The following is a 12,468-nucleotide window of genomic DNA, read 5'->3' as shown; positions in this document are numbered from 1 at the left end:
TAGCCGCCACCCGGCCATGGATGGCCGGTTGGCGGCGGGCCCCCGGAGCAATGCCGGAGAGAGGGAACCCCGAGCCCTAGCGAGGGGCCCATGGAGGGGCAAGCGTTTTTGGTTCCTTTTTAGGCGTTTGTAAAAAGGGACTCGCCGTAAGGGCGAAACCATAAGCAGCCGCACCCGCAGGAATGGATATGTCCCCACTCCCACTCGCTGCAAGAGCGAAACCCTAAGCAGCCGTTACCGCAACACCGAATATGTCCCCCCTTCACGCCCCACCCTAAAAAAACACCTCAAACCACCTTGGGAATCTCCAACCCACGAATCACCGCCGGCCGCGCGACAAACTTGGCCAGCACCCGCTGCACCTGCGGGAAGCTATCAATCCCCACCAACCCGCCCGCCTCATAAAACCCGACCAGATTCCGAATCCACGGAAAAGTCGCAATATCGGCAATGGTGTAGCGCTCGCCCATGATCCACTCGCGCCCCTCCAGGTGCTTATCCAACACCCCCAGCAACCGCTTGGCCTCATTCACATAACGCTCCAGCGGCCGCTTGTCCTCGTAGTCCTTGCCGGCGAATTTGTGGAAGAACCCCACCTGCCCGAACATCGGCCCGATGCCGCCCATCTGGAACATCAGCCACTGGATGGTTTCATAACGCGCCGCCGATTCCTGGGCCAGCAACTGCCCGCTCTTGTCCGCCAGGTAAATCAGGATCGCCCCCGATTCGAACAATGCCAAAGGCTGGTCGCCAGGACCATGGGGATCGAGAATCGCCGGGATCTTGTTGTTCGGGCTGACGCTGAGGAACTCCGGGGTCATCTGGTCCTGGGTCTCGAAGCTGACCCGATGTGCTTCGTACGGCAGGCCGATCTCTTCGAGCATGATCGAAACCTTGACCCCGTTGGGGGTCGGCAGGGAGTACAGCTGAATCCATTCGGGAAACTGCGCAGGCCATTTCTGGGTAACGGCAAAAGCGGAAAGATCGGTCATGACAGGCTTCCAATGACAGTCAAAAGGGGGCGCCACACGAGGCAACGGTCGGCGATTATCCGCCGGGTTTTCTTAAATCGGCAACATACCGCGGTTAGTCTGGCGCCTCATCGAACCAAACGCCGTCCAGGGACTCAGAAGCACTGCCTTCACCGGCCGTGATGACAGGGAACACACAGGTTTGTCAGCCTCCACCCCTTGCGCTGAAGAATCCCGCCATGCCCCTGCTCCGCCGCTTCAAGAACCGCGCCTACCTGCTGCTACCGGCCTTGCTGCTGGGCAGCGCCCTGTGCCTGTCGCTGGAGTCCAGCGTCAGCCGCGCGCAACCGGTGGACGGCACTCAGACCCTGGTGTTCCTGCGCCACGCGGAAAAGCCCGCCGGCGGCCTCGGCCAGCTCAACTGCCAGGGCCTGAACCGAGCCCTCGACCTGGCCTCGCTGCTGCCGGAAAAATTCGGCAAGGCGCAGTACGTGTTCGCCGCCAACCCGACGCGCAACGTCGAGGAAGGCGAGCTGGACAACTCCTACAGCTACATCCGCCCCTTGATGACCATCAGCCCCAGCGCCATCAAGCTCGGCCTGCCGGTGAACATCGATTTTGCCGCCAACGACACCAGCGACCTGGCGGACGAGCTGCTGCACAACCGCTACCACAACGCGATCATCTACACCGCCTGGTCCCACGGTTACCTGCCGGAGCTGATCAACAAGGTCGCCGAAGAGGCCGTGGGCCAGCAGCGCCCGATCACCGAGGACTGGGCCTCCAGCGACTTCGACTCGCTGTACGTGCTGACCCTGACCTGGCGCAACGGCAAGGCCAGCCTGCACAGCCAGAGCTACAAGCAGGGCCTGGACGGCGGCGAGCAGGATTGCCCGAGCTGATCAGCCCAGGGCGTCGAGCAACCGGTACCAGGCAATCCCCGCCCCCAGGTAGAGGCGTTGCAGGCCATGCAGCGGAATTGGCCGCACGGGCGTGAGCGGAAACGGAAAGGCCTGCCCCGCTCCCGTCAGCCGCGCCGCCAGGTGCTTGCCCAGCAGGGTCGACAAGGCAATGCCGCGCCCGTTATAGCCCAGCAGGATCGACAACCCCGGCGCCGGTTCGTGCAACTGCGGCAGAAAGCTCGGGGTCAGGGCCACGCGCCCGCTCCAGCGGTACTCGATGGGGGTGCCCGCCAACTGGGGAAACAGGTTCAGCAACGAGCGCTCCAGATGGTTCCAATCGGCATCCCGGCGCGGTTCGGAAAACGGTCCGCGCCCGCCCAGCAGCAGGCGTCCCTGGGCGTCCTGCTTGAAATACAGCAGCAGGCGCCGGGCATCGGAACACACCTCGCCGCCCGGCAGGATGCTCTGGCGCAGCTCGGCGGGCAGTGGCCGGGTGGCGATGATGAAACTGTTGGCGGCGATCACCGTCTGGCGCAACCCCGGCCACAAGCCGTCGGTGTAGCCATTGGTGGCCAGCAGCACCTTCGGGGCGCGCACCCGCGCGCCACAGTCGGTTTCCAGGGTCCAGCGCCCGCCGTCGCGCTGCAGTTGCCGCACCCGGCTCTGGCCGTGAATGCTCACCCCCAGCTCCATCGCCACCCGGGCCAGGCCCCGGGCGTAGTTCAGCGGGTGCAGGCTGCCGGCCCGTGGGTCGACCCAGCCGCCCAGGTACTGCGGGCTGCCGATGCGCTGGCTTACCGCCGCCTTGTCCAGCAACTCCACGGCCACGCCGCGCTGGCGCCACTGCTCGGCGCGCTGCTCCAGGGTGCGCATCGCCGCGCCGGAAAACGCCGGCTGGATCCAGCCCTTGCGCGTGGCGTCGCAGCGGATGCGGTGTTCCTTGATCAGCTCGAACACTTCATCGGCCGCCGAGCCCACGGCTTCGATCAGTGCCTCTCCCCGCACCTGGCCGAATTTGGCCAGCAGTTGCTCGGGGTCGAACTTGAGCCCGGGGATCACCTGCCCGCCATTGCGCCCGGAGGCGCCCCAGCCGGGCTCGCCGGCATCCAGCACACAGACACGGGCACCGCTCTGGGCCAGGCGCAGGGCACTCACCAGCCCGGTGTAGCCGGCACCGACAATCGCCACATCGACCTCCCGGTCCTCGGTCAGCGCCGGGGTGTGCTCGGCCGGCATGGCCGTGGCCGCCCACAGCGAGGACGGCATGCGCAGAGGCTGGGACGTACTCATGCCTGCACCTCCGCGCCCTGGTTGAGCAGGCGCCGCAGGAAGTCCTGGGTGCGCGGGTGGCTCGGGGTGCTGAGCACGGTGCGCGCCGGCCCGGCCTCGACGATGCGCCCGCTGTGAAGGAAGCACACCTGGTCCGCCACGTCCTGGGCAAAGCCCATTTCATGGGTGACCACGATCATGGTCATGCCCTCGTCGGCCAGTTTGCGCATCACCGCCAGCACCTCGCCCACCAGTTCCGGGTCCAGTGCTGAAGTGGGCTCGTCGAAGAGAATCGCCTCCGGGTCCATGGCCAGTGCCCGGGCAATCGCCACCCGTTGCTGCTGTCCGCCGGAGAGCTCGTCCGGGTAGGCGTGCATGCGATGGGCCAGGCCGACCTTTTCCAGCAGGGCCTCGGCCCGCAGGCGTGCTTGCCGGGGGTCCTGCTTCTTGACGTAGATCGGCCCCTCGGTGACGTTCTGCAACGCCGTGCGATGGGGGAACAGGTTGAAGCGCTGGAACACCATGGCCACCCGGGTACGCAGCTCGTGGATGCTCTTGGCCTGCCGCTCGACCCGCGCCCCGCTCACCAGGATGTCGCCCTGCTCGTAGCTTTCCAGGCCGTTGATACAGCGCAGCAGGGTCGACTTGCCGGACCCCGAGGGGCCGATCAGGCACACCACCTCGCCGCTGCGCACCTCAAGGTCGATGCCTTCGAGCACCGCCACGTTGCCAAAGCTCTTGTGTACGCCCTTGATCTGGATCATGGCTTTCTCCGGGTGCTGATGCGCGCCTCCAGGCGGCGCAGGGCAAAGGACAGTGGCAGGCTCAGGGCCAGGTAGAGCAAGGCCACCAGGGTGTAGACGGTCATGTTCTCGAAGGTCGAGGACGCGATCAGCTGCCCGGCCCGGGTCATCTCGGCCACGGTGATGGTGGACACCAGGGACGAGTCCTTGAGCATCATCACCAGGGTGTTGCCGTAGGGCGGCAAGGCGATGCGCAGGGCCTGGGGCAGCACCACCCGACGCATGATCATCGGCCCGCGCATGCCGATGGATTCGGCGGCCTCGATCTGCCCCTGGTGAATGGCCTGGATGCCGGCGCGGAAGTTTTCCGCCTGGTACGCCGAGTAGGCGATGCCCAGGCCGATCACCCCGGCCTGCATGGCGGTGAGCTGGATGCCGAAATCCGGCAGCACGAAGTAGATGTAAAACAGCTGGACGATGATCGGCAGCCCGCGAATGACGTTGACCACGCCGATGGCGAACAACGCCACCGAGCGCACCTTGGACACCATCATCAAGGCGAAGACCAGGCCGATCAGCGAACTGAGCACGAATGAGCCAACAGTGACCTGCAGGGTGACCACTGCGCCTTTCAATAGAATGGGCAGGAAGTCCAGAGCGTTCTGGAGAAACATGGAGAGACCCGTTTAATCAGCAAGAAAGGGACCCGGGCCAGGTGCCGGGTCGCGACTGGATCAGTTGAGCTTCCAGCGCTCGATGATGCGCTCCAGGGTGCCGTCGGCCTTGATCGCGGCGATCCCGCGATTGACCTCGGCCAGGGTCTGGGCATCGCCCTTGCGCACGATCAGGCACACATCGCCCATGACCACCGGCTGGTAGCCCTTGACCAGCCGCACCTTGTTCTGGGTGCCCTGGGCCAGTTGGTAGGCGAGGATCGGCCGGTCGGCGAAACCGGCCTTGATCCGCCCCAGGGCCAGGTCGCGCATCAGGTCGGGAATCGAGTCGTAGCCGCGTACTTCCTTGAAGATCCCGCGCTTGTTCAACTCGTCGATAAACACCGTGCCGACCTGGGCGCCGACGGTTTCCCCGGCCAGGTCCTCCATGCGGCGGTAGTCGCCGGTGTCGTCGGCCTTGACGATCAGGCCCTCGCCGTAGCTGAACACCGGATCGGAGTACTGCACCACTTTCTCGCGCACCGGGGTGCGCAGCATGGCGGCGGAGATGATGTCGATCTTGTTCGAGGTCAGGGACGGGATCAGCGCGGCGAAGGTGGTCTGCTGGATGTCCACGGCGAAACCGCCAGCCTTGCCCACGGCCCGGGCGGCATCGATCATCATGCCCTCGATGCTCTGGCTCTTGACGTCAAGAAAGGTGAAGGGAATGCCGGTGGCGGTGGCCCCGACCTTGTACAGCGGCTCGGCCTGGGCCGACAGCGAGAGGCCCAGGGCGCAACAGAGTGCGAATACAGCGGGCGCAAGGACACGAGTGCGGGTATGCATGGCGAATCTCCCATTGGACGGTTTTATTGTTTGAAGTCCGTGATGGATAGCCTCTGGTGTGGAAGGCAGGAGGCATGGACCCGACTATAAACAATTTACAAAAATCGTAAAGAGATTTATAAATATCGAATATCGATATTCAAAACATGAAATAGCCAGACAGGACTGTCATGAGCGATAACAACAATTCCCTATTCAACCAGTCGCTGGAGAAAGGCCTGGCAGTGCTGCGGGCCTTCAACGCCGCGCAACGAACCATGAACCTGGCGGAAATCGCCGCGGCCGCCGACATCAACAAGAGCTCGGCGCAGCGCATGATTCACACCCTGGAACAGCTGGGCTACGTGCGTAAGCACCCGCAGACCAAACGCTTCCAGCTGACTCCGCGGGTGATGGAGATCGGCTACAACTACCTGGCTGCCGACACCCTGGTGGACGTGGCCAACCCGTTCCTCGCCGAACTGGCGCAGATCACCGGAGAAACCACCAACCTCACCGAGCCCGATGGCCTGGACATGGTCTATGTGGCGCGCTTCGTGGCGCCCAAGTTCATCCCCATCCACATGCCCATCGGCAGCCGCATCCCCATGTACTGCACCGGCTCCGGGCGCGCCTACCTCAGCGCCCTGCCCGCCGCCGAGGCCACACAGATCCTCGAAGCCAGCGAGCGCAAGGCTCATACCCGGCACACCCTGACCGAGCTTGCGGATATCCAGCGCGAGATCGAGCTCACCCAGCGCCGCGGCTACGCCCTGAACCCGGAGGAACTGTTCCTGGGGGACATGAGCATTGCCGCACCGATCCTCGGCAGCCAGGGCCTGCCGGTGGCCGCCGTGCACGTGGTGGTGCCCAGCAGCCGCTGGACCCTGGAAGAAGCCGAACGCAAGCTCGCGCCTTCAGTGATCGAATGCGCCCGGGCCATCCGCACCTCGATTCGCACCCTCTGAAAATCGCTCCCCTGTGGCCGCTGCCACAGGCTGCGAATGGCCCGCAGGGACGCGGCCTTCTCAAAACCGACAGAGCTCCGACGGGGGATCGCCAAGCAAGGCCCTGCGGGCCTTCGCGCAGCCTCGCTGACGCTCGGCAGCGGCTACAGTCCAATGCCGGACGAGATTGGTGTAGCCGCTGCCGCAGGCTGCGAACGGCCCGCAGGGACGCGGCGTTCTCAAAACCGACAGAGCTCCGCCGGGAGATCGCCAAGCAAGGCCCTGCGGGCCTTCGCGCAGCCTCGCTGACGCTCGGCAGCGGCTACAGTCCAATGCCGATCCGAGATGGGTGTAGCCGCTGCCGCAGGCTGCGAACGGCCCGCAGGGACGCGGCGTTCTCAAGGCCGACAGAGCTCCGACACGAGATCGCCAAGCAAGGCCCTGCGGGCCTTCGCGCAGCCTCGCTGACGCTCGGCAGCGGCTACAGTCCAATGCCGGGCGAGATCGGTTCGCGGCGCACCGGCGCCAGCGGCTACAATTCGCGCTTATTGTCTTGTGCGGAATTCCCTTCATGTCCAACCTCGCCTCCACCCAGCCCACCCGCGGCTGGGCGTTCTGGTGCAAACCCCTGCTGTTCCTGCTGGTGGCCGCCATCGGCCTGTATTACGTGAAGTGGTCGCCCTACTACCTCAAGGCCTTTGTCGCCGCCGACAGCCACAGCATCGGCGCGTCGATCCTCAACGATCAGCAAAGCTCGCCCTGGAGCGCCGCCCTGGCCTATTCCCAGGTGTACTTCCTGGCCATCTGGAAGGCTGCGGTACTGGCGGTGATCTTAGGTTCCCTGTTGCAGGTGCTGATTCCAAGGGACTGGCTGCTGCGCCTGTTCGGCCGCGCCGGTTTCGGCTCGACCCTGCGCGGCGGGCTGTTCGCCTTGCCGGGCATGATGTGTTCCTGCTGCGCCGCACCGGTGGCCGCCGGGCTGCGGCGGCAGAAGGTTTCGGTGGGCGCGGCCCTGGCGTTCTGGATCGCCAACCCGGTGCTCAACCCGGCGACCCTGGTGTTCATGGGCTTTGTTTTGGGCTGGGGGTTTTCCGCCCTGCGCCTGGTGGCGGGCATCGTCCTGGTGCTCGGCGTGTCCCTGGTGGCGCAGCGGGTCGCCGGCCCCGAGCAACTGCCGGAAGCCGCGGTGGATGCGGTGGTGGAGGCCAGCACGGTGAACGAGCAGCCGTTCCTCAGCCGCTGGGGCAAGACCCTGTGGCAACTGTTCTGGAGCACCATTCCGATCTATGTGCTGGCGGTACTGGTGTTGGGCGCGGCGCGGGTCTGGCTGTTCCCGCACATTGACGGCGCCATGGGCGACAGCCTGTGGTGGCTGGTGCCCCTGGCGATTGCCGGCACCCTGTTCGTGATCCCCACCGCGGCGGAGATTCCCATCGTCCAGACCATGATGACCCTGGGTTTGGGCACCGGTCCGGCGGTGGCGCTGTTAATGACTCTGCCGAGCATCAGCCTGCCGTCGCTGCTGATGTTGCGTAAGGATTTCGATGCCCGGGTACTGGTGACCGTGGCCGTGCTGACCATGCTGGTGGGGATTGTCTGCGGATTGATTGGTGCGGTGTTGTTGTAGAGCCCTGGTTATCGTCTTGAAACACATTGATCAGGGAATGCCGCTCCCGAAACCAGAGTTTTCGCTTTGTTTTGTAAGGCTTGTCCGAGAGAATCGCCAACGCCTTTGAGCGGCTTGTGCCCTGGGTGTTCGTCAGGCAGTCTCCCCCGGTCGCTGCACCATCAGCGGCTCGGATGTGGAAGTCCGGAAGGGTCATAGGTACAACGCTTCAACGCGCCCGCCGACGCTTTGCGCCCGCGGGTAGGTGTTATGGCGGCCATGCGTGGGGCACCTTCGGGTGCGCCGGGTTTTGGGTACCAAAAGACTCCCCGGTCTTCCACACCCACGCACGGCTGCCACCCTCTCGTGTGGAAGCGAGACCGGCGGCTCTACTTAACCTTAGAGTCGTAGGTACCCCAATGAAAAAGCTCGTCCCCGATCCACCCCGCCCCCTGCGCGATCCCGAGCTGGATCGCGCCAACGCCAACCTGCTCGCCGCACTGAAACCGACCCAGGCACGCCCGTTCGGCCTGCGCGATGCCCAGGGCAATGCCCTGTTCAGCGTGCAAGCCGGGGTCAACGCCGAACAGGCCTTGAGGCACGTCGCCCTGCTGCTCAAGTGCGCCGAGGAGGTGTCCGATGAAATCACCGAGCGCGCCAGCGGTATCGAGCGTGGCCTGATCTGGTCCATGGTGCATTCCGTGGAAATGGCCCGGGCCGTGGTCGAGGCCTTGCTCGACCGTCCACGCCCTGCCGGCTGACGCCCGCGCACACCGCGCGCTCAGGTGCTGCGAGCGCGCGGATCATTGAGCGCTAGCGCTAGCGCGACTGGCGCTGGCGCAGGTAATCGAGCACCGCGCCGTGGTCGCCGCTGAACTCGATCCGCGCGCCCTTGCTCTCGCGTTGGTAGGCGTACATCGGGTCGTAGTATTCGCCGAGCAGGCCTTCGATCCAGGCCCGGTGCAGCTCCACATCGCCGCTGCGGGCCTGTTCCGCCAGCGCGGCTTCCATCAGCAGGAACAGGCGCTGGTGACGCTCGCCCCCCAGGCGCTTGTGGATCTTGTTCAGGCTCTCCAGCAGGCGTTCGGCAAACAGGGCAAACCCTTCCTCGCCATGCACGGCCACGAACTCGGCGCTGAGGTTGACCACGTAATCGTCAAGGATGCGCTGTACCCGGCTGTCGAGGCGGTCTTCCAGCCAGACCATGGGCAGGCCCTGCATGCTCTGGTACAGCGGCAGCGGCAAGGCGCAGCTGCCGATCATGCGGTTCTCGTCTTCCAGGACAAAGCTCTGCACGCCGCGCTCACGCTTTTTCAGCAGGTCCACCGCCAGGCGGTTTTCGAAGTCGATGTTGCTCGGCTGCCCGGTGGCGCGGCGGCCGAAGCTGGAGCCGCGGTGGTTGGCGTGGCCTTCCAGGTCCAGGGCGTTATCCAGCTGGCCCAGCACTTCGGTCTTGCCGGTGCCGGTCATGCCCCCCAACAGGACAAAATCGCACTGCTGCAACGCCTGCTCGGTGGTGTCCAGAAGGAAGGTCCGCATGGCCTTGTAGCCGCCGCCGACCCGCGGGTAGTCAATGCCCGCTTCCCTGAGCCACTGCTGGACGATCTGCGAGCGCAGGCCGCCACGGAAGCAGTACAGCAGGCCGTTGGGGTGGGCCCGGGCGAAATCGGCCCAGGCCTGGACGCGCTGTTGCTTGATGTCGCCGGACACCAGCTGATGGCCCAGGACAATCGCCGCCTGCTGGCCCTGCTGCTTGTAGCAGGTGCCGACCCGCTGGCGTTCCTGGTCGGTCATCAGCGGCAGGTTGAGCACCCCGGGAAAGGCGCCCTTGGTGAATTCGATCGGCGCCCGGGTGTCCATCATCGGCCGGTCGTTGAGGAAGATCTCGCGGTAGTCGGTGCAGTCCAGAGGCATCAGAACACCTCGACCGCGTGGCTCTGTCGCTCCACCAGTTCACCGATGGGCGCCAGTTCCAGGCCCAGCTCCGCCGCCAGGGCGAGGAACTCGGCATTGCCTTCAGGCGTCACCGCCACCAGCAGGCCGCCGCTGGTCTGCGGGTCGCAGAGCACGCGCTTGTGCAGCTCCTGGACCCGGCCAATCTTCTCGGCGTAGCTGCTGTAGTTGCGCAAGGTGCCGCCGGGCACGCAGCCCTGGTCCAGGTAGTACTCGACCCCGGGCAGGCGCGGTACGCGGTCGTAGTGAATCTGTGCGGTGAGGCCGCTGCCATCGGCCATTTCCACCAGGTGCCCGAGCAGGCCGAAACCGGTGACGTCGGTCATCGCGGTCACCCCTTCGAGCTTGCCGAAACGGCTGCCGGGCTTGTTCAGGGTGCACATCCAGTCGCGGGCCAGACCGATGTCGGCGTCGCGCAGCTTGCCCTTTTTCTCGGCGGTGGTGAGCACGCCGATCCCCAGGGGCTTGGTCAGGTACAGCAGGCAGCCGGCGGTGGCGGTGTCGTTGCGTTTCATGAAGCGCTTTTCCACCAGCCCGGTCACCGCCAGGCCGAAGATCGGCTCCGGTGCGTCGATGGAATGGCCGCCCGCCAGGGGAATGCCCGCCGCGTCGCACACGGCGCGGCCGCCGCGGATCACTTCCCGGGCGATTTCCGGGGCCAGCACGTTCACCGGCCAGCCAAGAATGGCGATGGCCATCAGCGGGTCGCCGCCCATGGCGTAGATGTCGCTGATGGCGTTGGTGGCGGCGATGCGGCCGAAGTCGAAGGGGTCGTCGACGATGGGCATGAAAAAGTCGGTGGTGGAGACCACGCCGCGCTCTTCGTCGATGGCGTAGACCGCCGCGTCATCGCGCGAAGCGTTGCCGACCCACAGCTTGGGGTCGAGGTTCTGCGCCCCGCTGCCGGCCAGGATCACCTCCAGTACCTGGGGGGAAATCTTGCAGCCGCAGCCGGCTCCGTGGCTGTACTGGGTCAGGCGAATCGGCTCGCTCATGGGGCACCTCGTCAAGTTCGGGACGCAGGATTCTAGCAGAGGGGGTCAGGCCCCGGGCCGGGGCGTGCCCTGGTGGAACAGCATCTGCCAGCGCCCTTCGCGGCAGCGCCACAGCGAACTGCGCCAGGCGCTGCCGGCCGCGCGCCCGCCGGCTGCGGCGTTATGGCACAGGTAGGTGACCTGGGCCAGATCGGCCGCCAGAGGCTGCAACGAGAACTCGCTGATGCTGCGCTCGATGAAGTCCTGCTGGGGCAGGCTTTGCAGCACCTGGGCCTTGTTCCAGCGTCCGCCGCTGGCGCCGAACTCGAGAAAGTCGTCGGCCAGCAAGGCCTCCAGCGCCTGGCGATCGGCGCGCACTTCGGCTTGTTGCAACTGGCGTTCGAGCATCAGCAGGTGGTCGGACAATTCCATGGTCACTCCCGAGGCGGCGGATCAGTGGCGCACTCTAGCATCCGCGCCCAGCCTCTCAAGACCGGACACCTGCGGTAGCGCATGAACCAAGCAAATGGGCCGGGCTTTGGTTAGGCTTGCAGCGCCCTGCCCGGGGCACGCTTGTCCTCACCCCAACAAAAGCGCCACCCCGCCCCTCAGCCGAGGCCCGGGCAAGACGCTGAAGGAGTCCGCCATGAAATTCACTACCCAGTCCATCGCCCGCAAGCTCAAGTTCCACCAGTTGGTGGTGTTCGAGCAGGTGCTGCAAAGCGGCTCGCTGGTGCGCGCCTCCCAGGCGCTGAACCTGACTCAGCCGGCGGTGACCAAGATCATTCACGAGCTGGAGTCCTACTTCGAAGCGCCGTTGCTGGTGCGCAGCAACCGCGGGGTGACCGCCACCGAGCTGGGCCAGGTGGTGGTGCAACGGGCCAAGTCGCTGCTGGCAGAACTGCGCGCCCTGACCGATGAGGTCAACGCCTTCCAGGAAGGCACCTCGGGGCAGGTGATGGTCGGCACCCTGATCTCGGCCTCGACCTCGCTGCTGCCCCGGGCCATCCAGTTGCTCAAGCAGCGCGCGCCGGGGGTGCTGGTGTCATTGCGGGTCGGGCAGATGGACCAGCTGTTTCCGGCGCTGGCGGTGGGCGATGTGGATCTGGTGGTGGGCCGGGTGCCGGACGACTGGCACCGGCGCAGCGAGTCGCTGGAAGTCGACGTGCTGTATCGCGAGGACCTGAGCATCGTCGCCGGCGTCCATCACCCGCTGCACCAGCAGACGCCGGTCAGCCTGGCACATCTGCACGCCTACCCCTGGGTGCTGCCGACCCGCGACTCGCTGCTGCGGCGCACCGCCGACCGGCTGTTCGCCGACAACGGTCTATCGACGCCGGACAATGTTGCCGAGTCGCTGTCGATCCTCACCAACATCACCCTGATGCAGGATCAGCGCACCGTGGCCCTGATGCCCTACGAGGCCTCGTTGCAGTTCATCCAGGCCGGCATGCTCCAGGCGTTCGATCTGGGGACGCCGCTGCAGTTCGGCGACATCGGTTGCTTCTACGCCGCCCAGCGCCATCTGGGTCCGGCGGCCCGGCTGTTTCGCGAATGCCTGGACCTGGCCCGGGCAGAGACCGCCAACGGGCAAGCGCCGATCCAGGCTGTGTCCTGATATTCCA

General features: G+C 65.6%; 13 protein-coding genes. 5 read left to right on the top strand and 8 right to left on the bottom strand.

Annotated elements, in window-relative coordinates:
• Positions 1 to 287: 287 nt before the first annotated feature.
• Positions 288 to 992, bottom strand: a complete 705-nt coding sequence (locus J5M73_RS29340) for a glutathione binding-like protein (protein WP_102864156.1) — start codon at positions 990 to 992, stop codon at positions 288 to 290.
• Between the two features lie 218 nt (positions 993 to 1,210).
• On the opposite strand from J5M73_RS29340, the gene J5M73_RS29335 reads away from it, so the two are divergent.
• A complete protein-coding gene (locus J5M73_RS29335) occupies positions 1,211 to 1,873 on the top strand; it encodes a histidine phosphatase family protein (protein WP_102864155.1) in 663 nt (220 codons plus the stop codon).
• On the opposite strand, the gene J5M73_RS29330 is transcribed toward J5M73_RS29335, so the two are convergent.
• Genes J5M73_RS29330 through J5M73_RS29315 form a run of 4 tightly spaced genes read right to left on the bottom strand, consistent with a single transcriptional unit; the run spans position 1,874 to position 5,384 of the window.
• The gene (locus J5M73_RS29330; protein ID WP_102864154.1) at positions 1,874 to 3,163 is read right to left on the bottom strand and encodes an FAD-binding oxidoreductase; all 1,290 of its coding nucleotides are present in this window, start codon (positions 3,161 to 3,163) and stop codon (positions 1,874 to 1,876) included.
• Positions 3,160 to 3,906 carry an amino acid ABC transporter ATP-binding protein gene (locus tag J5M73_RS29325; RefSeq protein WP_060838613.1) on the bottom strand — a complete coding sequence of 249 codons (747 nt, stop codon included), beginning with the start codon at positions 3,904 to 3,906 and terminating at the stop codon, positions 3,160 to 3,162. The genes J5M73_RS29330 and J5M73_RS29325 overlap by 4 nt, the downstream gene beginning before the upstream one ends.
• Positions 3,903 to 4,559, bottom strand: coding sequence for an amino acid ABC transporter permease (locus J5M73_RS29320; RefSeq protein WP_011060581.1), 657 nt, complete (start codon positions 4,557 to 4,559; stop codon positions 3,903 to 3,905). Before J5M73_RS29320 ends, J5M73_RS29325 begins: the two co-directional genes overlap by 4 nt.
• Positions 4,560 to 4,619: 60 nt before the next feature.
• Positions 4,620 to 5,384 (bottom strand): ABC transporter substrate-binding protein, encoded by a 765-nt coding sequence (locus J5M73_RS29315; RefSeq protein WP_060843143.1) that lies wholly within the window; start codon positions 5,382 to 5,384, stop codon positions 4,620 to 4,622.
• 170 nt (positions 5,385 to 5,554) lie between these two features.
• Here J5M73_RS29315 and J5M73_RS29310 point away from each other — a divergent pair, with 170 nt between their 5' ends.
• The 3 genes from J5M73_RS29310 to J5M73_RS29300 all read left to right on the top strand — a co-directional run bounded on the left by J5M73_RS29310 (position 5,555) and on the right by J5M73_RS29300 (position 8,677).
• Positions 5,555 to 6,331 (top strand): IclR family transcriptional regulator, encoded by a 777-nt coding sequence (locus J5M73_RS29310; RefSeq protein WP_060838611.1) that lies wholly within the window; start codon positions 5,555 to 5,557, stop codon positions 6,329 to 6,331.
• A 550-nt stretch (positions 6,332 to 6,881) separates the two neighbouring features.
• The gene (locus J5M73_RS29305) at positions 6,882 to 7,937 is read left to right on the top strand and encodes a permease (protein ID WP_102864153.1); all 1,056 of its coding nucleotides are present in this window, start codon (positions 6,882 to 6,884) and stop codon (positions 7,935 to 7,937) included.
• A 398-nt stretch (positions 7,938 to 8,335) separates the two neighbouring features.
• A complete protein-coding gene (locus J5M73_RS29300; RefSeq protein ID WP_060838609.1) occupies positions 8,336 to 8,677 on the top strand; it encodes a DUF3077 domain-containing protein in 342 nt (113 codons plus the stop codon).
• A 58-nt stretch (positions 8,678 to 8,735) separates the two neighbouring features.
• Here the strand turns inward: J5M73_RS29300 and mnmH are convergent, their stop codons facing one another.
• The 3 genes from mnmH to J5M73_RS29285 are packed head-to-tail and all read right to left on the bottom strand — an operon-like array spanning position 8,736 to position 11,275.
• The gene (mnmH, locus tag J5M73_RS29295) at positions 8,736 to 9,830 is read right to left on the bottom strand and encodes a tRNA 2-selenouridine(34) synthase MnmH (RefSeq protein WP_102864152.1); all 1,095 of its coding nucleotides are present in this window, start codon (positions 9,828 to 9,830) and stop codon (positions 8,736 to 8,738) included.
• Positions 9,830 to 10,864 carry a selenide, water dikinase SelD gene (gene selD / locus J5M73_RS29290; protein WP_060838607.1) on the bottom strand — a complete coding sequence of 345 codons (1,035 nt, stop codon included), beginning with the start codon at positions 10,862 to 10,864 and terminating at the stop codon, positions 9,830 to 9,832. Before selD ends, mnmH begins: the two co-directional genes overlap by 1 nt.
• A 45-nt stretch (positions 10,865 to 10,909) precedes the next feature.
• Positions 10,910 to 11,275, bottom strand: a complete 366-nt coding sequence (locus J5M73_RS29285) for a nuclear transport factor 2 family protein (RefSeq protein ID WP_102864151.1) — start codon at positions 11,273 to 11,275, stop codon at positions 10,910 to 10,912.
• Positions 11,276 to 11,489: 214 nt separating this feature from the next.
• Here J5M73_RS29285 and J5M73_RS29280 point away from each other — a divergent pair, with 214 nt between their 5' ends.
• The gene (locus tag J5M73_RS29280) at positions 11,490 to 12,461 is read left to right on the top strand and encodes a LysR substrate-binding domain-containing protein (protein WP_102864150.1); all 972 of its coding nucleotides are present in this window, start codon (positions 11,490 to 11,492) and stop codon (positions 12,459 to 12,461) included.
• Positions 12,462 to 12,468 lie beyond the last annotated feature (7 nt).

Origin of the sequence: Pseudomonas sp. 50_B (genome assembly GCF_017491625.1) — a bacterium.
Taxonomy (GTDB): Bacteria; Pseudomonadota; Gammaproteobacteria; order Pseudomonadales; family Pseudomonadaceae; genus Aquipseudomonas; species Aquipseudomonas danubii.
Note: the sequence above shows the minus strand (reverse complement) of the source record. Positions and strands in the feature narration are given on the sequence as shown.

Bases quoted from the DNA above. Each gene is read 5' to 3' on its own strand.
- J5M73_RS29340 (WP_102864156.1), bottom strand. From the start codon at position 992: ATGACCGATCTTTCCGCTTTTGCCGTTACCCAGAAATGGCCTGCGCAG.
- J5M73_RS29335 (WP_102864155.1), top strand. From the start codon at position 1,211: ATGCCCCTGCTCCGCCGCTTCAAGAACCGCGCCTACCTGCTGCTACCG.
- J5M73_RS29330 (WP_102864154.1), bottom strand. From the start codon at position 3,163: ATGAGTACGTCCCAGCCTCTGCGCATGCCGTCCTCGCTGTGGGCGGCC.
- J5M73_RS29325 (WP_060838613.1), bottom strand. From the start codon at position 3,906: ATGATCCAGATCAAGGGCGTACACAAGAGCTTTGGCAACGTGGCGGTG.
- J5M73_RS29320 (WP_011060581.1), bottom strand. From the start codon at position 4,559: ATGTTTCTCCAGAACGCTCTGGACTTCCTGCCCATTCTATTGAAAGGC.
- J5M73_RS29315 (WP_060843143.1), bottom strand. From the start codon at position 5,384: ATGCATACCCGCACTCGTGTCCTTGCGCCCGCTGTATTCGCACTCTGT.
- J5M73_RS29310 (WP_060838611.1), top strand. From the start codon at position 5,555: ATGAGCGATAACAACAATTCCCTATTCAACCAGTCGCTGGAGAAAGGC.
- J5M73_RS29305 (WP_102864153.1), top strand. From the start codon at position 6,882: ATGTCCAACCTCGCCTCCACCCAGCCCACCCGCGGCTGGGCGTTCTGG.
- J5M73_RS29300 (WP_060838609.1), top strand. From the start codon at position 8,336: ATGAAAAAGCTCGTCCCCGATCCACCCCGCCCCCTGCGCGATCCCGAG.
- mnmH (WP_102864152.1), bottom strand. From the start codon at position 9,830: ATGCCTCTGGACTGCACCGACTACCGCGAGATCTTCCTCAACGACCGG.
- selD (WP_060838607.1), bottom strand. From the start codon at position 10,864: ATGAGCGAGCCGATTCGCCTGACCCAGTACAGCCACGGAGCCGGCTGC.
- J5M73_RS29285 (WP_102864151.1), bottom strand. From the start codon at position 11,275: ATGGAATTGTCCGACCACCTGCTGATGCTCGAACGCCAGTTGCAACAA.
- J5M73_RS29280 (WP_102864150.1), top strand. From the start codon at position 11,490: ATGAAATTCACTACCCAGTCCATCGCCCGCAAGCTCAAGTTCCACCAG.